This window comes from Microbacterium sp. bgisy189 (assembly GCF_057707225.1).
On sequence record NZ_JBYIPT010000001.1, the window covers coordinates 567,111 to 586,889 of the forward strand.

Below are 19,779 nucleotides of genomic sequence, written 5' to 3' on the forward strand. Positions count from 1 at the left end.
CCTGACACGGGAGGGATCGCGATGAGCGCGACGGATCGGACGCCGAACAAGAAGCGCACCTACGTTCCCGGAGAGGCCTATGACGGCCCGGCACTGTCGGTCTCGGACCTGAGTGTCGAGTTCTGGGTCGGCGAGAAATGGGCGGCTGCCGCGAAGCGCATCTCGTACGACCTCATGCCCGGCAAGGTGCTCGCGATCGTCGGCGAGTCGGGTTCGGGCAAGAGCACGAGCTCGATGGCGATCATGGGCCTGCTCCCCAAGAACGCCCGTGTCACCGGCAGCGCGAAGCTCGCCGGGCGTGAGCTCGTGGGCGCACCGCCGGAGATGCTGCGGAAGGTGCGCGGTGAGGGGATCTCGGCGATCTTCCAGGAGCCGATGACGGCGCTGAACCCGGTGTTCACGATCGGGTTCCAGATCTCGGAGACGCTTCTCACCCACCGCCCCGGCATGACGCGCAAGCAGGCGAAGGCCCGCTCGATCGAGTTGCTCGGCCTCGTGGAGATGCCCGACCCCGAGAAGGCGTTCAACTCCTACCCGCACCAGCTCTCGGGCGGGCAGCGGCAGCGCGCCATGATCGCGCAGTCGATCGCGCTCGACCCGCGGGTCCTCATCGCCGATGAGCCGACGACGGCGCTGGATGTGACGGTGCAGGCCGAGATCCTCGATCTGCTCCGCAACCTCCACACCAAGCTGGACTCGGCCATCATCCTCATCACCCACGACATGGGCGTCGTCGCCGACATGGCCGACGACGTCATGGTGATGAAGGACGGCGACGTGGTGGAGCACGGACCCGTCGCGCAGATCTTCGGCGAGGCGAAGCACCCCTACACGCGGGCGCTCATGGCATCCGTGCCGCACCTCGGCCTCGGCGAGGCGACACCCGAGGAAGACCGGATCAGCGACGACGCCACGGCTGCGCTTCGTCTCGAGAACGTCTCGATCGAGTACCCCAAGCGCGGACGCGTCGCGGCGTTCCGCGCCGTCGAGGGTGCGAATCTGTCGATCCAGCCCGGTGAAGTCATGGGTCTGGTCGGCGAGTCCGGGTCGGGCAAGACGACGATCGCCCGTGCTGTGGTCGGCCTCGTGCCGATCGCCGAAGGCACGATGCGGGTCGCCGGTCAAGAGATGGTCGGGGTGGATGCCAAGCAGCTTCGCGCCGTTCGACGCAAGCTCGGCATCGTCTTCCAGGACCCGGGTTCCTCGCTGAACCCGCGCTGGCCTGTCGGCGTGTCCATCGGTGAGCCGCTCGAACTGTCGGACTGGGAGAAGGGCACCATCGGCAAGCGCGTCGAGGAGCTGCTCGACATGGTCGAGCTGCCGCGCGACTTCCGCAACCGCTACCCGCACGAGTTGTCGGGCGGTCAGCGGCAGCGCATCGGCATCGCCCGCGCGCTCGCCCTCGACCCCGAGGTGCTCGTCGCCGACGAGCCGACGAGCGCGCTGGATGTGTCGGTGCAGGCGCGCGTGCTGGAGTTGCTGCAGCAGATCCAGAAGGAGAAGCAGTTCGCGACCCTGTTCGTGACGCACGACCTCGCCGTCGTCGACATGCTCGCCGACCGGATCGCGGTCATGCAGCACGGCAAGATCGTCGAGCAGGGCACGAAGGAGCAGATCCTGCGCAGCCCGAAGGATCCGTACACGCAGCGACTCATCGCGGCGGTGCCGGTGCCCGACCCGGCCGAGCAGCGTGAGCGCCGCGAGGCTCGAGCGGCCCTTCTGGCCAGCCAACAGTAGCCTGACCTGCCGAAGCGGCTTCGGCTTGTAGAATGGGATGCACCCGGCTCCGGGTGCATCCCCTTCTCATTTCTCACAAGGAATCCTCATGGCGCGCGCCCTCCGTCCCGACCTCCGCAACGTGGCGATCGTCGCGCACGTCGACCACGGCAAGACGACCCTCGTCGACGCCATGCTCCGCCAGACCGGCTCGTTCGGCGAGCACGCGCACGTCGAAGAGCGCGCGATGGACTCGAACGACCTCGAGCGTGAGAAGGGCATCACGATCCTCGCCAAGAACACGGCGATCACCTACAACGGCGCGCACACCGACGAGCCGATCACGATCAACGTGATCGACACCCCCGGTCACGCCGACTTCGGCGGCGAGGTCGAGCGCGGCCTGTCGATGGTCGACGGCGTCGTGCTGCTCGTCGACGCGTCGGAGGGCCCGCTGCCGCAGACACGCTTCGTGCTGCGCAAGGCGCTCGAAGCGAAGCTCCCCGTCATCTTGCTCGTGAACAAGACCGACCGGCCTGACGCGCGCATCGCCGAGGTCGAGGAGGAGGCCCACGACCTGCTGCTGGGTCTGGCCTCCGACCTGCAGGACGACGTGCCCGACCTCGATGTCGATGCGTTGCTCGACGTTCCGGTCGTCTACGCCTCCGGTCGCGCAGGTGCCGCCTCTCGCACGCGCCCCGCCAACGGTGAACTGCCCGACAACGACGACCTCGAGCCGCTGTTCGCCGCGATCCTCGAGCACGTTCCCGCTCCGGCATACGACGACGACGCGCCGCTGCAGGCGTGGGTCACGAACCTCGACTCGTCGCCGTTCCTCGGCCGTCTCGCGCTGCTGCGCGTCTTCAACGGCACGCTGAAGAAGGGGCAGACTGTCGCCTGGGTGCGCCACGACGGCTCGCACACCAATGCCCGCATCACCGAGCTGCTGAAGACCCGCGCCCTCGAGCGGTACCCGGCGGAGTCCGCCGGCCCCGGCGACATCGTCGCGATCGCCGGCATCGAAGAGATCACGATCGGTGAGACGATCGCCGATCCCGAAGACGTGCGCCCGCTGCCGGCCATCACGGTCGACGACCCCGCCATCTCGATGACGATCGGCACGAACACCTCACCACTGGTCGGCAAGGTCAAGGGTCACAAGGTCACCGCACGCATGGTGAAGGACCGCCTCGACCGCGAGCTCATCGGCAACGTGTCCCTCAACGTCGTCGACATCGGCCGTCCCGACGCGTGGGAGGTGCAGGGCCGTGGTGAGCTGGCCCTCGCGATCCTCGTCGAGAACATGCGCCGTGAGGGCTTCGAGCTCACGGTCGGCAAGCCCCAGGTGGTCACCCGCAAGGGCGAGAACGGCCAGGTCCAGGAGCCCTTCGAGCACCTCACGATCGACGCGCCCGAGGAGTACCTCGGCTCGATCACGCAGCTGCTCGCCGCCCGCAAGGGCCGCATGGAGACGATGGTCAACCACGGCACCGGCTGGGTGCGCATGGAGTTCGTCGTGCCCTCGCGCGGTCTCATCGGCTTCCGCACCGAGTTCCTCTCGGTCACTCGCGGCACCGGCATCGCCAACGCGATCTCGCACGGCTACGACGACTGGGCCGGGCAGATCGTCGCCCGCCAGAACGGCTCGATCGTCGCCGACCGCTCCGGTGTCGTGACGCCCTTCGCGATGATGGCGCTGCAGGAGCGCATGAGCTTCTTCGTACAGCCCACCGAAGAGGTGTACGAGGGCATGGTCGTCGGCGAGAACACCCGCGCCGACGACATGGACGTCAACATCACCAAGGAGAAGAAGCTCACCAACATGCGTTCGTCGACCGCCGACGAGCTCGAGCGTCTGACCCCGCCGCGACAGCTGTCGCTGGAGGAGAGCCTCGAGTTCGCCCGTGAGGACGAGTGTGTCGAGGTGACGCCCGAGAAGGTGCGCATCCGCAAGGTGATCCTCGACGCGACCGAGCGCGGCCGCGCCGCGTCGCGCCTGAAGCGTCAGGATGCCAACGCCTGACCCGCGCCGGCATCCACCGCGAACCCTCACACTTTCCGCGAACCCTGACGGTTTGCTCGTGCAAAGTGTGGGGGTTCGCGCATTCTCTGAGGGTTCGGCGGGGTGTGTCAGCGCAGAATTTTCTCCATCGCCTTGCCGCGTGCCAGTTCGTCGACGAGCTTGTCCATGAAGCGGATCTTCTGCATGAGCGGGTCTTCGATCTGCTCGACGCGGATGCCGCAGATCACGCCCGTGATCTGGTCGGCGCGCGGGTTGAGCGTCGCGGCGGCGAAGAAGTCGGCCAGGGTCGTCTTGGCGTCGAGGTGTCCGCGCAGCGCGTCAGCGTCGAATCCCGTGAGCCACGTGAGGACTTCATCGAGCTCGGCTTGCGTACGGCCCTTCTTCTCGACCTTCTGGATGTAGAGGGGGTAGATCGATGCAAAGGGCATGCCGAAGATGCGGTGCATGCCAGCAGGCTAACCCGTCAGCGGACCTCGGACAGCAGCACCGCCGAGGTGCCCGGCTCGAGCGCCTCGAAGACATGACCCGCGTCGCCCGCATAGCGCAGGTAGTCGCCGACGTGCAGTGTGAACGGCTCGTCGGCGGGGCCGACGTTCGCGCTGCCGGTGATGATCACGACGTGTTCGGTCGTGCCGTGGCTGTGGGGTGCCGAGCGCCTGGGGGAGCCGGGTTCGGCGCGCAGCACGTACAGGTCGCTTCGGGCGTTCGGTGCACCGGCGGCCAGCAGCAGTGCCTCGTACGGTGCGTCCGCAGCCCGGACCGCGGAGCCGTCGGAGGCTCGGATGAGCTGCGGCGCGTCCAGGCGGTCCTCCACGAACACCGAGAACGGCACGTCGAGTGCGGTGGCGATCGCCCACAGCGTCTCGACGCTCGGGTTGCCGCTGCCGCTCTCGAGTTGCGACACGGTCGCCTTCGAGACGTTCGAGCGCCGGGCGAGCTCGGACACGCTCAGCCCCGCTCGCTCGCGTTCGCGTCGCAGCGCGGTGGCGATCCGGGGTCCGAGAGCATCCATCTGTTCATTATGACAAACACCCGGCAGGTTTGACGAACGACGTCACCTCGTTCATCATGTTGATCATGCGTTCGTCAGATCAGCCGGGGGAGACGCGTCGCGCGTGGCGTGACGCGATCGGCGTCGCATTGGCGACGAGCGCGTACGGGGTGTCGTTCGGCGCGCTGGCCGTCGCGGCAGGGCTCGACGTGTGGCAGACCTGCGTGCTGAGCCTGCTCATGTTCACGGGCGGCTCGCAGTTCGCCTTCGTCGGCGTGATCGCCGGCGGGGGACTGGCGGCGGCCCCCGCCGCGATCGCCTCGTCTGCGCTGCTGGGCGTGCGCAACGTCGCCTACGGGCTGCGGATGTCGCCCGTGATCGGCCCGGGCGCGCTGCGTCGTACCGCCGCCGCGCAGTTCACCATCGACGAATCGACCGCGGTCTCGCTCGCCCAGACGACGCCGCGGGCCCGACTGGTGGGCTTCTGGGCGACCGGGCTCGGCATCTACCTGGGCTGGAACCTGTTCACCCTCGTCGGCGCGCTGCTGGGCGACGTGCTCGGCGACGTGCGGGCGTATGGACTGGATGCCGCCGCAGCGGCCGCGTTCCTCGCGTTGCTGTGGCCACGGCTGCGCGAACGGCAGGCGATCGCGGTCGGGATCGCCGCCGCTGTGGTCGCCACGGTCACCACCCCGCTGCTGATGCCGGGGATGCCGGTGCTGGTCGCCGCGCTGGTCGCCGTCGTCGTCGGCTGGACGAACTGGCTGGGACGCCGCGAGGCACCGGCCCCGGAACCGGACGACGTCCCGGAGCGGGAAGGACTGCCGTGACCCTGTGGAACGCCGTGCTGCTGGCGTCGATCATCTGCGTGGGGCTGAAGGGCGTCGGCTACCTGATCCCACCGGCCTGGTTCGAGCAGCCGACCCCTGCGCGCATCACCGATCTGCTCACGGTGGCGCTGTTGGCGGCCCTCGTCGCCGTCCAGACGCTCGGCGTCGGGCAGGCCGTGGTCGTCGATGCCCGGATGCCGGCTCTGTTGGTTGCGGCGGGGCTGTTGTTGCTGCGAGCACCCTTCCTCGTCGTGGTCGTCGCGGCAGCCGCCGTCGCCGCACTGTTGCGCCTTTGGGGCTGGGCGGCGTGACGGGCGACCGCACGGCGCGCCGCGTACGATGGCAGGCGTGAAGGGTTCGTGGGCGAAGGTCGTGTCCTGGGTCGTCGCGGCCGTGATCGGCGCGGTGTTCGGCGTGGCGGGCACGATCGGGCAGTCGTCGTTCGTGGGCCCAGTTCCCGTCGGCCTGCTCGTCGCGATCATCGGCACGGGGGCGCTCCTGCTGGCAGTGCGGCTCCTCACGGAAGATCGCTGGGCCGCAGTCGCGACCGGTGCCGGGGCGATGCTCGCAACGCTCGTCTTCTCCGGCCGAGGGCCGGGCGGTTCGGTCGTCGTGCCGGCGCCCGAGTCGGGTGAACTGTCGACCGGCGTCATCTGGACGATCGCCGTTCCGCTCATGGTCGGCATCATCGCCGCATGGCCGTCGCGGGCGACACCCGCACCGGAGCGCACGAACTAGACTGGCCGGGTGACGTATGTGATCGCCCTGCCGTGTGTCGATGTGAAGGACCGTGCGTGCATCGACGAGTGTCCCGTCGATTGCATCTACGAGGGTGAGCGTTCGCTCTACATCCACCCCGACGAGTGCGTCGACTGCGGTGCGTGCGAGCCGGTGTGCCCCGTCGAGGCGATCTACTACGAAGACGACCTGCCCGACGAGTGGCAGGACTACTACACCGCCAACGTCGACTTCTTCGACGACATCGGCTCGCCCGGCGGTGCCGCGAAGGTCGGCGTCATCAAGAAGGACCACCCGATCATCGCCGCCCTCCCGCCCCAGGGCGAGTAGATGGGCGTCCGCGACCTCGCCGACTACCCCTGGGATGCCGTCGCGCCTTACGCGGAGCGCGCGCGCCGTCACCCGGACGGCATCGTCGACCTGTCGATCGGGTCGCCCGTCGACGCGACGCCGACGATCGTCGCCGAAGCGTTGAAGGCTGCGACCGACGCGCACGCCTATCCGCAGACCGTCGGAACCTCGGCGCTGCGAAGCGCCATCGTCGACTGGTTCGCCCGGCGCCGCGGCGTCCACGGACTGCAACCGGCCAACGTCCTCCCGACGATCGGTTCGAAAGAGCTCGTCGCGCTGCTGCCCCTGCTGCTCGGGCTCGGCCCGGGCGACACGGTTGTCCACCCGCGAGCCGCCTACCCGACGTACGAGGTCGGTGCGCGGCTGGTCGGGGCGCAACCGGTCGCGGCCGACGATCCCTCGTCGTGGCCGGACGGGACGCGGCTGGTCTGGATCAATTCGCCCGGCAATCCCGACGGCCGCGTCCTGTCGGTCGATGAGCTGCGTGCCGCCGTCGCACGGGCCCGCGAACTCGGCGCCGTGATCGCCTCGGACGAGTGCTACGCCGAGCTCGGCTGGGACGGCCCCTGGGCGCACGAACCCGTGCCGAGCATGTTGGATCCGCGCGTCGTCGGAACCGACCTCACGGGTGTGCTGGCCGTCTACTCGCTGAGCAAGCAGTCCAACCTCGCCGGTTACCGCGCCGCGTTCCTCGCGGGCGATGCGGCGATCGTCGCCAAGCTGCTGACCGCCCGAAAGCACCTCGGCCTCATGCTGCCGGCGCCTGTCCAGGCGGCAATGGCGGTCGCGCTCGGCGATGACGCGCACGTCGAACAGCAGAAGGAGCGCTACCGGACGCGCCGCGACATCCTTCGTCCCGCTGTCGAGGCCGCGGGGTTCCGCATCGACCACAGCGAAGGCGGCCTCTACCTGTGGGCGACGCGCGGCGAAGACGCGTGGCAGAGCCTCGATGTGCTCGCCGACCTCGGCATCCTCGCCGGTCCCGGCCACTTCTACGGTGAGCACCACCCGCAGCACGTGCGGTTCTCGCTCACGGCGACGGATGAGCGGATAGCCGAGGCGGCCCGCAGGCTGTCGGCATCCTCCTAAGGATCCTGCGATCCTTTGGCGTGGATCTGCATAGGACGATCGGCCCGATAGGCTGTAATCGCACCAATACGGACGACCGCAAGGAGGCTTCGTGAGCGACACGGGCACCCCCCAGATGGCTACCGTCGCAATCGGCGACAAGCGCGCCGAGTTGCCGATCGTTCCCGGTACGGGCGGCGTCCCGAGCGTCGACTTCTCGACCTTCACCCGGCAGACGGGCCACACTGCGCTTGACTACGGCTTCGTGAATACGGCGGCGACCAAGTCGGCGATCACCTACATCGACGGCGACCAGGGCATCCTGCGCTACCGCGGGTACCCGATCGAACAGCTCGCGAAGAACTCGACCTACCTCGAGATCGCGTGGCTGCTGCTCTACGGCGAACTGCCCACTGCCGACGAGTTGGCCGCGTTCGACGAGCGCATCCGCCGTCACACCCTGCTGCACGAAGACCTCAAGCGCTTCTTCTCGGCGCTGCCGTCGACTGCGCACCCCATGTCGATGCTGTCTGCGGCGACGGCCGCGCTGTCGACGTACTACGAGCACCAGTCAGACCCCAACGACCCCGAGCATGTCGAGCTGAACACGATCCGCCTGCTCGCGAAGCTGCCGGTGATCGCCGCGTATGCGCACAAGAAGAGCATCGGTCAGGCCTTCCTGTACCCCGACAACTCGCTCAGCTTCGTCGACAACTTCCTCAAGCTGAACTTCGGCGTCCTCGCCGAGCCCTACGAGGTCGACCCGGTCATGTCCCGCGCGCTCGAGCGACTGCTGATCCTGCATGAGGATCACGAGCAGAACGCCTCGACGTCGACGGTGCGACTGGTCGGCTCGACCGGTGCCAACCAGTTCTCGTCGATTTCGGCCGGCATCAACGCGCTCTACGGGCCGCTGCACGGCGGCGCCAACGAGGCTGTCCTCGACATGCTCGCGCGCATCCGCGACTCCGGCGAGAGCGTCGAGCGGTTTGTCGAGCGGGTCAAGAACAAGGAAGACGGCGTGAAGCTCATGGGCTTCGGGCACCGCGTCTACAAGAACTACGATCCGCGGGCCAAGCTCGTCAAGGAATCGGCGGACGAGGTGCTCGAGGCGCTGGGCGTCAGCGACCCGCTGCTCGACCTCGCCAAGCAGCTCGAAGAGATCGCGCTCAACGACGACTACTTCAGGGAGCGTCGCCTCTACCCGAACGTCGACTTCTACACCGGCGTCATCTACAAGGCGATGGGCTTTCCGACGCGCATGTTCACGGTGCTGTTCGCGATCGGCCGCCTGCCTGGCTGGCTCGCCCACTGGCGCGAGATGCAGAACGACCCGCAGACCAAGATCGGCCGGCCCCAGCAGCTCTACACGGGTGCCGCCGAACGCCAGTACCCGGGCGCCTGACCGCCCGGATTTCTCACGGTCCGAGACCTGATCCTCCGCACGCAGGCGTCGATAGCCTGTGCATGACGGCGCCGCCGTGCGTCGAGTGCGGGGGAGACGATGTGGGTTGCGCAGACTGATCCGCTCGGGAACGCGTGGCTGTCGGCCCTGCTGGCCGCGGCCCCCATTCTCGTGTTCCTGCTGTGCCTGGTGGCGCTGCGCATGCGCGGACTCTGGGCGGGAGTCATCGCTCTCGTGGTGCAGGTCGTGGTCGCAGCCGCGGGGTTCGGCATGCCTGCCTCTGCAATCACCGGTGCCGGCTTGCTCGGGCTGCTGACGGCCCTCTGGCCGATCGCGTACATCATCGTCATGGCGGTTTGGCTGTACAAACTCGCTGTCGCCAGTGGCCGTTTCGATGTGATCCGATCATCGATCGCCGGCGTCTCGCCCGACCAGCGCATCCAGGTGCTGCTCATCAGCTTCGGTTTCGGCGCGTTCCTCGAAGGCGCGGCCGGATTCGGCGTGCCGATCGCGATCTGCGCGGCGCTGCTCGTGCAGCTCGGCTTCCGCCCCGTGAAGGCGGCGATGCTCTCGCTCGTGGCCAACGCGGGTGCCGGCGCGTACGGCGCCATCGGCATCCCGGTCATCGTCGGTGCGCAGGTGAGCGGCATGGACGTGCAGGAACTGTCCCGCGCCCTCGTCGTCATTCTGCAGCCGCTCACGCTGCTGATCCCGTTCGTGCTCGTGCTGATCCTCGACGGGTGGCGCGGGCTTCGCGAGACGTGGCCTGCGACGCTGACCGTGACCGTGGTCTTCAGCGGGCTGCAGGCGGGTGTCCTGTGGTTCCTGGGCCCGGAGCTTGCAGACCTGAGCGCAGGCCTTGGCGCGATGGTCGCCGTCTTCGCGCTCGGCCGGGTCTGGCGTCCGAAGCGGATCTTCCGCGAGCCCGGCGCGCCGGAGCCTTCGGTTGCGAGGCACACGTTCCGCGAGGTCGTGACGGCGTGGAGCCCGTTCTACGTGCTGACCGCCGTCATCCTCGTGTGGAGCCTGCCCGCCTTCAAGACACTGTTCGCGGCTGGGGGAGCGCTCGGGTGGGCTGTGGCAGCGGTACCGGTTCCGGGGCTCACCGGCGCGATCGCGTCGGCGGCGGGGGAGACGGTCACAGCGACGTGGGCGTTCACCCCGCTGAACGCAACCGGCACCGCGATCCTCGTCGCGGCGGTGATCACGGCGCTCACGACTGCGACGATCACGTGGCGCATGGCGTGGCGCGAGATGGTGGCGACGGTGGGGGAGCTGTGGCAGGCGGTCGCACTCATCGCGATCATCCTTGTGCTCGCGAACATCGCCAACTACTCCGGCGGCTCCGCCACGATGGGGACGGCGATCGCCGCCGTCGGTCCGGTGTTCCCGCTGATCGCGTCGATCATCGGGTGGATCGGGGTCTTCCTCACCGGATCAGTGGTCAACAACAACACCCTGTTCGCCCCGCTGCAGGTCGTGACGGCGGGCGAGCTGGGCGTCGCGCCGGCGACCCTGGTCGCTGCGAACACGGCGGGCGGCACGACCGCCAAGGTGATCTCGCCGCAGTCGATCGCGATCGCCGCGGGCGCCGTCGGCCTCTCGGGCCGAGAGTCCGAGATCCTCCGAGCCGCGATCGGCTACAGCCTCGGCATGCTCGCGTTCCAGTGCGTGTGGACGTGGGTGCTCAGCGGCCTGGTTTGACGGCGACGGTCCCGCTCAGGCGTGGAGCGCTTCGTTGAGCGTGACGCCCACGCCCTGACGGCGGACGGCCTCGATGGCGCCGGTGAGCGAATTGCGGCGGAACAGGATGCCGGACTGCCCCGACAGCTCGCCACCCTTCACGACCGGGCGCGAACCGTCGGCGCGCACTGGCTCGTCGGCGAGGACGATCTTCGACCCCGCCGTGACGTACAGGCCCGCCTCGACGATGCAGTCGTCACCGAGCGAGATGCCGATACCGGCGTTGGCGCCCAGCAGCGTGCGGGCGCCGATCGCGACACGGTGGCTGCCGCCGCCCGAGAGCGTGCCCATGATGGAGGCGCCGCCGCCGATGTCGCTGCCGTCGCCAACGACGACACCCTGTGAGATGCGGCCCTCGACCATCGAAGACCCGAGGGTGCCGGCGTTGAAGTTCACGAATCCTTCGTGCATGACGGTCGTGCCGGGGGCGAGGTGGGCGCCGAGGCGCACCCGCGAGGCGTCGGCGATGCGCACACCGGCCGGCGTCACGTAGTCGACCAGACGCGGGAACTTGTCGAGGCTGTGCACCTGGATGCCGGCGCGCACGAGCGCCGGGCGGAGCCGCTCGGCGTCGGAGGGAAGGATCGGTCCGGCCGTCGACCACGCCACGATCGGAAGGTGCCCGAAGATGCCGTCGAGGTTCACCTCGTTCGGGGCGACCAGCAGATGCGACAGCGCGTGCAGGCGGAGGTAGGCGTCGGAGGTGCCGGTGGGAGCGGCATCCAAATCGATCTCGACCGTCACCACCTGCACGGACACGTTGCGTCGCTCATCGGCGACGGCGAAGGCGTCGAGCGCCGTCGTGTCGGGATCTGCAGGGGCTCGTCCCACCGTCGGAGCGGGGAACCAGGTGTCGAGGACCGTCCCGTCGCCGCTCGTCGTCGCCAGACCCGTACCCCACACCCAACGCTGCTCACTCATCCCTCCAGATTATCGGCCCGGGCGCCCTGGCTAGACTCGATGACATGCGCCTCGATCTCACCGCTTCGGCCGTCGACCTCACCCGCGCGATCTGCGACATCCCGAGTGTCTCGGGCGATGAGCAGGTGCTCGCCGATGCCATCCACGAGGCGCTCGCACCCCTCGCGCATCTCGAGGTGTATCGGGACGGCGACACGATCGTGGCCCGGACGTCGCTCGGGCGCGCGCAGCGCGTCGTCATCGCCGGCCACATCGACACCGTGCCGATCAACGCGAACCTGCCGCTCCGTGACATCGAGATCGAGGGCGTTCCGCACCTGTGGGGGCGTGGCACCGTCGACATGAAGGCGGGGGTCGCGGTACAGCTGAAACTCGCCGCCGAACTCACAGACCCCGTCGTCGACATCACCTGGATGTGGTACGACCACGAAGAGGTGGATGCCGAGCTCAACGGGCTCAACCGACTCTCCGCGGCCCGACCTGACCTGTTCGAGGGAGACTTCGCAATCCTCGGCGAGCCCTCCAATGGGGAGGTCGAGGGAGGCTGCAACGGCAATCTGCGTGCCGTCGTGAGCACGACCGGCGTGCGTTCACACAGCGCGCGGTCGTGGATCGGTGAGAACGCCATTCACAAGGCGGCGCCGATTCTCGCGCGCCTCGCCGAGTACCGTCCCCGCGAAGTCGATGTCGAGGGACTGGTCTACCGCGAAGGTCTCAACGCGGTTCGCATCAGCGGCGGTGTCGCGGGCAACGTCATTCCCGACGCGTGCGAGATCGAAGTCAACTACCGGTTCGCGCCCAGCCGTGACCTCTCCGAGGCCGAGCAGCACGTTCGCGACGTCTTCGCAGGGTTCGATGTGCGAATCACAGACCGCGCCGCCGGTGCGCGTCCGGGGCTCGATGCCGAAATCGCGAAGCAGTTCGTCACCGCAGTCGGCGCCCAGCCTCGACCCAAGTACGGCTGGACGGATGTCGCGCGCTTCTCTGCGATGGGTGTTCCTGCCGTCAACTATGGTCCGGGTGACCCCCACCTGGCGCACCACGACGAAGAGCGCGTGCCGATCGCGCAGATCGACGACGTCGAACGCGGTCTGCGCGCGTGGCTGAGCGGCGCCTGACCCCGCAGGTCGTCCTGCGCATCGCGCTCGTCTACCTTTCGGCGCGACTGGTCACGACCGGCTTCTTTCTCCTCGCGGCGAACCTTTCGGGGCCTGCATCCCGCTTCGGCGAGCACGCCACCCTCGGCGATCTGTTGATGGGATGGGATGCGCAGTGGTACTGGCTCGTCGCCGAGTCCGGCTATCCGTCGGAGCTGCCCAGATCGGACGACGGCGTCGTCGAGCAGAACGCGTGGGCGTTCATGCCGCTCTACCCGTATCTCGCGAAGGCCCTGTCGCTGCCCTTCGGAGGGTTCTACCCGCCCGCAGCCATCCTCGTCTCGCTCGTCGCGGGATTCCTCGCATGCCTCGCGCTGTATGTGCTGCTGCGCGACAGGCTCGACGCCGACGCGACCCTGTGGGCGGTCGTGTTCTTCGCCGCCGGTCCGCTTGCGGCGCTGTTCCAGGTGGGGTATGCCGAGTCGCTGTTTCTGCTGTGGCTGCTGCTCGCCCTCATCGCGCTGCGTCGCCGCAGCTGGTGGTGGCTGTATGCACTGATCCCGCTCATGGGATACACACGCCCGGGTGTGCTCGCGTTCTCACTGCTGTTGGCGCTGTACGGCATCTGGCGGTTTTTCCGGCGCAGCCGTGACCCCCTGCCGGTTCGTGACGTCGTGCACATCGTCGCGCTGGGGTTGCTCGCCGCAGCCGTCGGCTTCTCATGGCAGGTGATCGCCGCTGTCGTGACCGGCGACCCCGGGGCATATCTCGAGACCGAGCTGTCGTGGCGTCGCGCGTGGACGGGTGCCCACGAGGCGGGCTTCGTCCCATTCGAGGGGTGGATCCAGGCCGCAGGCATCTGGTTCCCGCTGTGGGGTCTGCCCGCCTGGCTCGGCGTCGTCTTGCTTGTCGTGCTGGGCGGTGGGGCGGCGGCCCTCCTGCTCTGGCACCGTGACGTGCGGCGCCTCGGCGTCGTCATGAGATTGTGGGCGGCGTCATATCTGATCTACCTGCTCGCGGTGTTCTTTCCCCAGTCGAGTCTGTTCCGACTGCTCGTGCCGCTCGCGCCCTTGAGCGGTGCGCTCGCCGCGCCGCGCCATCCGGCTTGGCGGATCGGCGTGCTCGTCGCGTGTCTCGGCGCGCAGTGGTGGTGGATCTTCAACATGTACGCGCAGGGGAACACGTACATGCAGATACCGTGATCTGACAGCGTGCGTCATCGGCTGCGCGACGATGCCCCGTGAACCCGGGTAAACTTGAAATGCAGTCCGAAGACGAAAGGGAACGCTATGGCAGCCATGAAGCCGCGCACGGGGGACGGACCTATGGAGGCCGTGAAGGAGGGGCGCCTGATCATCGTTCGCGTGCCTCTCGAGGGCGGAGGCCGTCTCGTCGTTTCGGTGAACGATGAGGAAGCCAAGGAGCTCCACGGTGTCCTCGGTGAGGTCGTCGGCGCAGCCTGACGATGACCCACCAGGTGGCGGCCGGTCTTCGGACCGGCCGTTCGTCGTTTCCCGGCGACGGCTGGAGCGGATGCCGCAGACTCAGCGGCCGCCGACGCTCGTCAGCTGCAGCAGCCCCTCGCCCGTGATCGACAGTGCTCCGAGGACGGCAGGCGATGCCTGGGTCTCGTGGATGAGGGAGCGGTAGGCGCTCACGATGGGGTCGCGCTTGACGGGATCGGCGACGGCGCCGCCGGCGAGCACCCGCGGCACGAGCACGGTTCCACCGACTCGGGCCAGCCGCAGGCCGTGCTCGACGTATTCGATCACGTTCTCGGGGTCGGCGTCGACGAGCACGATGTCGTACGACGCCTCGTTCATGCGGGGGAGGACGTCGGCGGCGCGCCCCGTGATGAACCTGGCGCGTGCCGGTGCGATCCGAGCGTCCTGGAAAGCCTTGCGGGCGGCTGCGAGGTGCTCGGGCTCCTTGTCGATCGTCGTGAGGGTTGCGCGGGGCGAGCCGTGCAGCAGCCACAGGCCTGAGACACCGCCGCCGGTGCCGATCTCGACGATGTTCAACGCGGCCGTCGCGGCCGCCAGCACGGCGATCTGGGCGCCGACGGTCGGGCTGACCGGATCGGCGCCGAGCTCGAGCGCGTGGGCGCGCGCTCGACTGATCGCGTCGGGTTCGACCGTCGCCTCGTCGGCGAAGCGCCGGATCGCGTCGTGTTCGCGCATGAGAACCTCCACGCCCAGCGTACGGCCGAGTGCGGCATCCGCACGCCAGGCGCACGGGTAACCTGGACGCATGTTCTTCGGTCTCGATGGGGAGAAGCTCATCCTCATCCTCGTGGTGGCCGTCCTGCTGGTCGGCCCCGAACGGCTGCCTCGCTATGCCGAGGCGCTCGGCCGCTTCACCGTGCGCGCACGCGACTGGCTCAACGGAGCGAAGACCCGGGTCCGAGATGAGATGGGCGACGACATCGAGTGGCGCAAACTCGACCCGCGCCAGTACGACCCGCGTCGCATCATCCGCGATGCGCTCCTCGATGACGCGCCCGTTCCGACGGTGCAGGCGGCAGTCGTCGGCACCGCCGTCGCGAAGACCTCGACGCACCCGCCGAAGGCCGAGGTCGCGGAGGGCTCGGTGCCCTTCGACACCGAGGCGACCTGATCAGCGGGGGGCGACGGGAAGGGAGCGGCCCGCGAGGCCGCGGGGGCGCGTCGTCAGCGCCGTCGCGATCGCGGTGATCGCCCGCGCCGCCGGATCGTCGGGATCGCCGACGACGATCGGCACGCCGGAGTCACCGCCCGCGCGCAGGCCGGGGGAGAGCGGCACACTGCCCAGCAGCGGCACCTCGGCATCGGGTGACGACAGCGAGCGAGCGACCTCGGCGCCGCCACCCGAGCCGAACAGGTCGAGCACGGTCCCGTCGGACAGGGTCATGGCTGCCATGTTCTCGACGACGCCGATGACGCGCTGTCCCGTCTGACGGGCCACCTCGCCGCTTCGCACCGCGACGTCGGACGCCGCCGATTGCGGCGTCGTGACGACGAGCACATCGGCATGGGGGAGCAGTTGGCCCACCGAGATCGCGACGTCACCGGTTCCCGGCGGCATGTCGATCAGCAGCAGGTCGAGGTCGCCGAAGAACACATCGGTGAGGAACTGCTGCACCGTCCGGTGGAGCATCGGGCCACGCCATGCGACGGCCGAGGCGGTGGCGTCAGGCGGCAGGAACATGCCGATCGAAATCGTCTTCACGCCGTGCGCGACCGGCGGCAGCATGAGGTCATCGATGCGTGTGGGCTGCGGCGGTCTCCCGTCAGGACCGTTGAGACCGAGCAGCCCAGGAATCGAGAACCCGTGCACGTCCGCGTCGATGAGTCCGACGCGAAGTCCGGATCGAGCAGCCGCGACGGCGAGCCCTGCCGTCAGTGTGGACTTGCCGACACCCCCCTTGCCGCTCGTGACCGCCACGACGCGAGTCAGCGAATCAGGTCCGAACGGCATCTGGCGGGCGGGTCGGCCATCACGCAGCTTCTCGGTGAGCGCGCGGCGCTCCTCGCCGGTCATGACGCCGACCTCGACCTCGACGTCGGTGATCCCGTCGACGGATGCCGCGGCATCCCGCACGTCGCGCTCGATGCGGTCGGCGGCGGGGCAGCCGACGATCGTCAGCACGATGCCGACGTGTGCGACCGCGCCATCGACCCGGATGCCGCGCACCATGTCGAGTTCGCCGATCGGGCGGCGAAGCTCGGGGTCCGTCACGGCCGCGACGGCGCGCCGGACGGCTTCATCGGCGGTCACGACGGCGATTCCCCGGCGTCGTCGCCTTCGCGACGCACGTTCTCGATGAGCTCTCGCAGCTCTTCACGCAGCATGTCGCGGGTCACGAGGTGTTCCGACACCTCGGTGAGCGCCATCCGCAACGCGACGACCTCGCGTGCCAGGTACTCGGTGTCGGCGAGGTTGCGTTCGGCTCGTTGTCGGTCCTGTTCGATCTGCACGCGGTCGCGGTCGTCCTGTCGGTTCTGGGCGAGCAGGATGAGGGGCGCGGCGTACGAGGCCTGCAGCGACAGCATGAGCGTGAGCGCCGTGAACCCGAGCGCGGCATCGTCGAAGCGCAGGTTCGCCGGGGCGACCGTGTTCCACAGGATCCACGCGACGCAGAAGCCCGTCAGGATCAGCAGAAAGGCTGGGGTGCCCATCGCCCGTGCAATCCACTCCGTGAAGCGGCCGAACCGGTCGCGACTGGGCTGTGATGTGCGGGTGAGCACACCGGCTCGCCGACGACCGCGGGGCGCGTCGAGGGCGACTTTCGGTGCCCGGGCCATCACGAGCGTGCACTCCGCGTCGGGGCGGCCGGCGCCGGGGAGCCGTCATGGGAGCGCCAGTCCTTCGGCAGCAGGTAGTCGAGCATGTCGTCGACACTGACGGCGCCTACGAGGCGGTGCGCCTGATCGACGACGGGCAGTGAGACGAGGTCGTAGCTCGCCAGCAGGCGCGCGACCTCCGCGGCCGGTGCGGTTGCCTGCACGGCGTCGACGTCGTCGTCGATGATCGCACCCAGCCGCTCGTGCGGCGGGTAGCGCAGCATCCGCTGGAAGTGCACGGTGCCGAGCAGTCTGCCGGTCGGTGTCTCGTACGGGGGCAGCGTCACGAACACCGACGCGGCCAGGGCCGGGTGCAGTTCGTGACGGCGGATGAGCGCGAGCGCCTCGGCGACCGTCGCATCGGCGGGAAGGACGATCGGCTCGCTCGTCATGAGGCCGCCCGCGGTGTCGGCGCCGTACTTCAGCAGTTCGCGGACATCTTCGGCCTCTTCGGGCTGCATGAGCTCGAGCAGCTCCTCGCGCTGCTCCTCGGTGAGCTGCGCGAGCACATCGGCGGCGTCGTCGGGCTCCATCTGGTCGAGGATGTCTGCTGCGCGCTCATCGCCGAGCGCTTCGAGGATGTGGACCTGCTCTTCTTCGGGCATCTCTTCGAGGGCGTCGGCGAGACGGTCGTCAGGAAGCTCTTCGGCGACCTCGAGCAGCCGCTCCTCGGGCAGGTCGAGCAGGGTGTTCGCGAGGTCGGCCGGCTTGAGTTCGGAGTAGGTCGCGACCAACTGCTCGGCTGACTGCGCCTCGCCGGGAGCCTGGTCCTCGCGCACCGCAGACCAGGCGGCGAACGTCGTCGGCCCCTTCGCGAACGGGGCGCCGCTGGTCTTCGGCCGTCGCAGGAAGAGCTGTCCGATGTCCCATTCGCCGAGCCGGTTGCGCTCGATCGCGACGTCTTCGATGACGGCCTGACCGGAGCCGTCGTTGAGGTAGACCTTGCGGCCGATCATCTCGGCCATGACGCGCACCTCACCGCCGCGCTGCTGGAAGCGGCGCACGTTGATGAGACCCGTCGTGATGACCTGACCGGTGGCGATGGAGGTGACCCTGCCGATGGAGAGGAACACATGACGTCGGCCGGGAATCTCGACGACGAGACCGACGACGCGCGGCGGGTCGTCTTTTCGATAGATGACGACGACATCCCGGACCTTGCCGAGCCGGTCGCCCGCGGGGTCGAAGACCGAGCACCCTGTCAGGCGCGCGACGAAAACCCTCTGCGTACTCACCCGACCAGCGTAGTCCGCCCGTGATCGCCTGGCGGGTGCGTGACACAATGGTGCCGTGAGCATGATGGGCGGCGCGCCGCAGGACCACGGCGAGACGATCGCCGACTTCGCCTCGTACGAGGGTGCGCAGCAGGCCGTCTCGAAGCTGATCGAGGCCGAGATCCCCGCGAAGGACATCGCGATCGTCGGACGGGGTCTGCGATCGGTCGAGCGCGTGACCGGACGTCTCGGCTACGCCGCGGCGGCGCGGTCGGGTGCGATCAACGGCATCCTGCTGGGTCTGCTGTTCTCGGCGATCTTCGTGCTGGGCACGCCGAACGCTGCGTTGCAGGTGTTCATCGGCGTCATGCTTGTCGGCATCGCCCTCGGCATGCTGATGAGCATCATCACGTACTCGATCATCCGGCGTCGTCGGGACTACACCTCGATCACGCAGATGATCGCCGAAGACTACGAGGTCACGGTGCTGCCGCGCAGTCTCGCTCGTGCGCGCGAGGTTCTCGGGCGGGCACAGGCGGCCGCGCAGCCGGCCGCGCCCGCACCCATCGACGACGCACCGCCGCAGTACGGGGAGCGGATCACCGACGCACATCCGGCACCGGAGCCCGCGCCCGACGAGGACCGACCGGCGTGAGCGAGTACTCCGAGCCCACCCACACGCTTCCGGTGCCGTTACCGGCCGGCGTCGTGGAGGTGCCGGTCACGACCTACGTCGCCGCCGACTCGTGGGCCGTGCTCGCGCTCGCACATGGCGCGGGAGCCGGACGCAACCACCCCTTCATGGTCGGATTCGCCCGGGCCGCCGCCGAGGCCGGAGTCACGACCGTGACGTTCGACTTTCCGTACCGCGTCGCGGGTCGCCGGATGCCGGGCCCCGCCGCCCACGCGATCGCCGCCTGGGACGCCGTCGCCGGACACGCCGCGTCGCTCGCGGAACAGGGTGTCTGGTTCGCCGCGGGCAAGTCCTACGGCGGGCGGATGGCGTCGATGGCGGCCGCCGAGGGGCGGATCGCTCCCGCCGGCCTCGCATATCTCGGCTACCCCCTGCACCCGCCGGGCGACCCCGAGAAGGCGCGAACGGCGCACCTGCCCGACATCACCCAGCCGCAGCTGTTCGTCGAGGGCTCGAACGACCCGTTCATTCATCCGCTCACCCAACTCGAGGAGGCGGTCGCGGCGTGCCGCGACGCCGAGATCTCGTGGGTGACCGGCGGCGGCCATTCCTTCGAGATCAAGGGTGCGAAGCGCCCCGCCGACGAGGTCGGTGCCGGGCTGGCCGTGCGCGTCGTGGAGTGGATGCGCGCGATCGCTCAGCGGCCCGCGGCGTAGCCGGCGCTCC

General features: G+C 69.0%; 22 protein-coding genes. 15 read left to right on the top strand and 7 right to left on the bottom strand.

Translation table 11 applies throughout. The features are described 5' to 3' along the window. Nucleotides 1–21 precede the first annotated feature (21 nt). Both AC3ENX_RS02710 and typA read left to right on the top strand, forming a co-directional pair. Nucleotides 22–1,737 carry an ABC transporter ATP-binding protein gene (locus AC3ENX_RS02710; protein WP_434810292.1) on the top strand — a complete coding sequence of 572 codons (1,716 nt, stop codon included), beginning with the start codon at nt 22–24 and terminating at the stop codon, nt 1,735–1,737. An 88-nt stretch (nt 1,738–1,825) separates the two neighbouring features. Beyond that, complete coding sequence (typA, locus tag AC3ENX_RS02715; protein WP_434810293.1) at nt 1,826–3,739, top strand: translational GTPase TypA; 1,914 nt, start codon at nt 1,826–1,828, stop codon at nt 3,737–3,739. 107 nt (nt 3,740–3,846) lie between these two features. Here the strand turns inward: typA and AC3ENX_RS02720 are convergent, their stop codons facing one another. Both AC3ENX_RS02720 and AC3ENX_RS02725 read right to left on the bottom strand, forming a co-directional pair. Continuing rightward, nucleotides 3,847–4,185 carry a DUF2200 domain-containing protein gene (locus tag AC3ENX_RS02720; RefSeq protein ID WP_434810294.1) on the bottom strand — a complete coding sequence of 113 codons (339 nt, stop codon included), beginning with the start codon at nt 4,183–4,185 and terminating at the stop codon, nt 3,847–3,849. 17 nt (nt 4,186–4,202) lie between these two features. Further along, nucleotides 4,203–4,751 carry a helix-turn-helix domain-containing protein gene (locus AC3ENX_RS02725; protein ID WP_434810296.1) on the bottom strand — a complete coding sequence of 183 codons (549 nt, stop codon included), beginning with the start codon at nt 4,749–4,751 and terminating at the stop codon, nt 4,203–4,205. 65 nt (nt 4,752–4,816) lie between these two features. Between AC3ENX_RS02725 and AC3ENX_RS02730 the strand changes: the two genes are divergently transcribed. From AC3ENX_RS02730 to AC3ENX_RS02760, 7 genes are all read left to right on the top strand, one after another. Then, entirely contained in the window at nt 4,817–5,560 is a 744-nt protein-coding gene (locus AC3ENX_RS02730; RefSeq protein WP_434810297.1) for an AzlC family ABC transporter permease, read from the top strand. Continuing rightward, nucleotides 5,557–5,871: an AzlD domain-containing protein gene (locus AC3ENX_RS02735; protein WP_434810298.1), complete on the top strand. Its 315-nt coding sequence runs from the start codon at nt 5,557–5,559 to the stop codon at nt 5,869–5,871. Before AC3ENX_RS02730 ends, AC3ENX_RS02735 begins: the two co-directional genes overlap by 4 nt. 37 nt (nt 5,872–5,908) lie before the next feature. Next, entirely contained in the window at nt 5,909–6,298 is a 390-nt protein-coding gene (locus AC3ENX_RS02740; RefSeq protein WP_434810300.1) for a DUF6113 family protein, read from the top strand. A 9-nt stretch (nt 6,299–6,307) separates the two neighbouring features. After that, on the top strand, nt 6,308–6,628 hold the full coding sequence (gene fdxA / locus AC3ENX_RS02745; protein WP_434810301.1) for a ferredoxin: 321 nt from the start codon (nt 6,308–6,310) through the stop codon (nt 6,626–6,628). Beyond that, nucleotides 6,629–7,738 carry a succinyldiaminopimelate transaminase gene (gene dapC / locus AC3ENX_RS02750; protein ID WP_434810302.1) on the top strand — a complete coding sequence of 370 codons (1,110 nt, stop codon included), beginning with the start codon at nt 6,629–6,631 and terminating at the stop codon, nt 7,736–7,738. A 115-nt stretch (nt 7,739–7,853) separates the two neighbouring features. Then, on the top strand, nt 7,854–9,122 hold the full coding sequence (locus tag AC3ENX_RS02755) for a citrate synthase (RefSeq protein WP_434810389.1): 1,269 nt from the start codon (nt 7,854–7,856) through the stop codon (nt 9,120–9,122). 99 nt (nt 9,123–9,221) lie between these two features. Continuing rightward, complete coding sequence (locus tag AC3ENX_RS02760) at nt 9,222–10,826, top strand: L-lactate permease (RefSeq protein WP_434810303.1); 1,605 nt, start codon at nt 9,222–9,224, stop codon at nt 10,824–10,826. 15 nt (nt 10,827–10,841) lie between these two features. Here AC3ENX_RS02760 and dapD read toward each other — a convergent pair whose 3' ends face one another. After that, nucleotides 10,842–11,786, bottom strand: a complete 945-nt coding sequence (dapD, locus tag AC3ENX_RS02765) for a 2,3,4,5-tetrahydropyridine-2,6-dicarboxylate N-succinyltransferase (RefSeq protein WP_434810304.1) — start codon at nt 11,784–11,786, stop codon at nt 10,842–10,844. Between the two features lie 44 nt (nt 11,787–11,830). Between dapD and dapE the strand changes: the two genes are divergently transcribed. The 3 genes from dapE to AC3ENX_RS02780 all read left to right on the top strand — a co-directional run bounded on the left by dapE (nt 11,831) and on the right by AC3ENX_RS02780 (nt 14,346). Then, on the top strand, nt 11,831–12,904 hold the full coding sequence (gene dapE, locus AC3ENX_RS02770; protein ID WP_434810305.1) for a succinyl-diaminopimelate desuccinylase: 1,074 nt from the start codon (nt 11,831–11,833) through the stop codon (nt 12,902–12,904). Continuing rightward, a complete protein-coding gene (locus AC3ENX_RS02775) occupies nt 12,886–14,085 on the top strand; it encodes a hypothetical protein (RefSeq protein ID WP_434810306.1) in 1,200 nt (399 codons plus the stop codon). The genes dapE and AC3ENX_RS02775 overlap by 19 nt, the downstream gene beginning before the upstream one ends. Nucleotides 14,086–14,172: 87 nt before the next feature. Further along, nucleotides 14,173–14,346, top strand: a complete 174-nt coding sequence (locus tag AC3ENX_RS02780; protein ID WP_076690416.1) for a DUF3117 domain-containing protein — start codon at nt 14,173–14,175, stop codon at nt 14,344–14,346. Between the two features lie 81 nt (nt 14,347–14,427). Here the strand turns inward: AC3ENX_RS02780 and AC3ENX_RS02785 are convergent, their stop codons facing one another. Beyond that, complete coding sequence (locus tag AC3ENX_RS02785) at nt 14,428–15,063, bottom strand: O-methyltransferase (protein ID WP_434810308.1); 636 nt, start codon at nt 15,061–15,063, stop codon at nt 14,428–14,430. Between the two features lie 70 nt (nt 15,064–15,133). Here AC3ENX_RS02785 and AC3ENX_RS02790 point away from each other — a divergent pair, with 70 nt between their 5' ends. Further along, entirely contained in the window at nt 15,134–15,499 is a 366-nt protein-coding gene (locus tag AC3ENX_RS02790) for a twin-arginine translocase TatA/TatE family subunit (RefSeq protein ID WP_434810309.1), read from the top strand. Here AC3ENX_RS02790 and AC3ENX_RS02795 read toward each other — a convergent pair whose 3' ends face one another. Genes AC3ENX_RS02795 through AC3ENX_RS02805 form a run of 3 tightly spaced genes read right to left on the bottom strand, consistent with a single transcriptional unit; the run spans nt 15,500 to nt 18,440 of the window. After that, nucleotides 15,500–16,639 (bottom strand): Mrp/NBP35 family ATP-binding protein, encoded by a 1,140-nt coding sequence (locus AC3ENX_RS02795; protein ID WP_434810310.1) that lies wholly within the window; start codon nt 16,637–16,639, stop codon nt 15,500–15,502. It lies immediately after the preceding gene. Continuing rightward, a complete protein-coding gene (locus tag AC3ENX_RS02800) occupies nt 16,636–17,166 on the bottom strand; it encodes a DUF1003 domain-containing protein (protein ID WP_434810311.1) in 531 nt (176 codons plus the stop codon). Before AC3ENX_RS02800 ends, AC3ENX_RS02795 begins: the two co-directional genes overlap by 4 nt. Further along, nucleotides 17,166–18,440: a magnesium transporter MgtE N-terminal domain-containing protein gene (locus tag AC3ENX_RS02805; RefSeq protein WP_434810312.1), complete on the bottom strand. Its 1,275-nt coding sequence runs from the start codon at nt 18,438–18,440 to the stop codon at nt 17,166–17,168. Before AC3ENX_RS02805 ends, AC3ENX_RS02800 begins: the two co-directional genes overlap by 1 nt. Before the next feature lie 61 nt (nt 18,441–18,501). Here AC3ENX_RS02805 and AC3ENX_RS02810 point away from each other — a divergent pair, with 61 nt between their 5' ends. Both AC3ENX_RS02810 and AC3ENX_RS02815 read left to right on the top strand, forming a co-directional pair. Then, nucleotides 18,502–19,074, top strand: coding sequence for a YflT domain-containing protein (locus tag AC3ENX_RS02810; RefSeq protein WP_434810390.1), 573 nt, complete (start codon nt 18,502–18,504; stop codon nt 19,072–19,074). After that, nucleotides 19,071–19,769 carry an alpha/beta hydrolase family protein gene (locus tag AC3ENX_RS02815; protein ID WP_434810313.1) on the top strand — a complete coding sequence of 233 codons (699 nt, stop codon included), beginning with the start codon at nt 19,071–19,073 and terminating at the stop codon, nt 19,767–19,769. The genes AC3ENX_RS02810 and AC3ENX_RS02815 overlap by 4 nt, the downstream gene beginning before the upstream one ends. Nucleotides 19,770–19,779 lie beyond the last annotated feature (10 nt).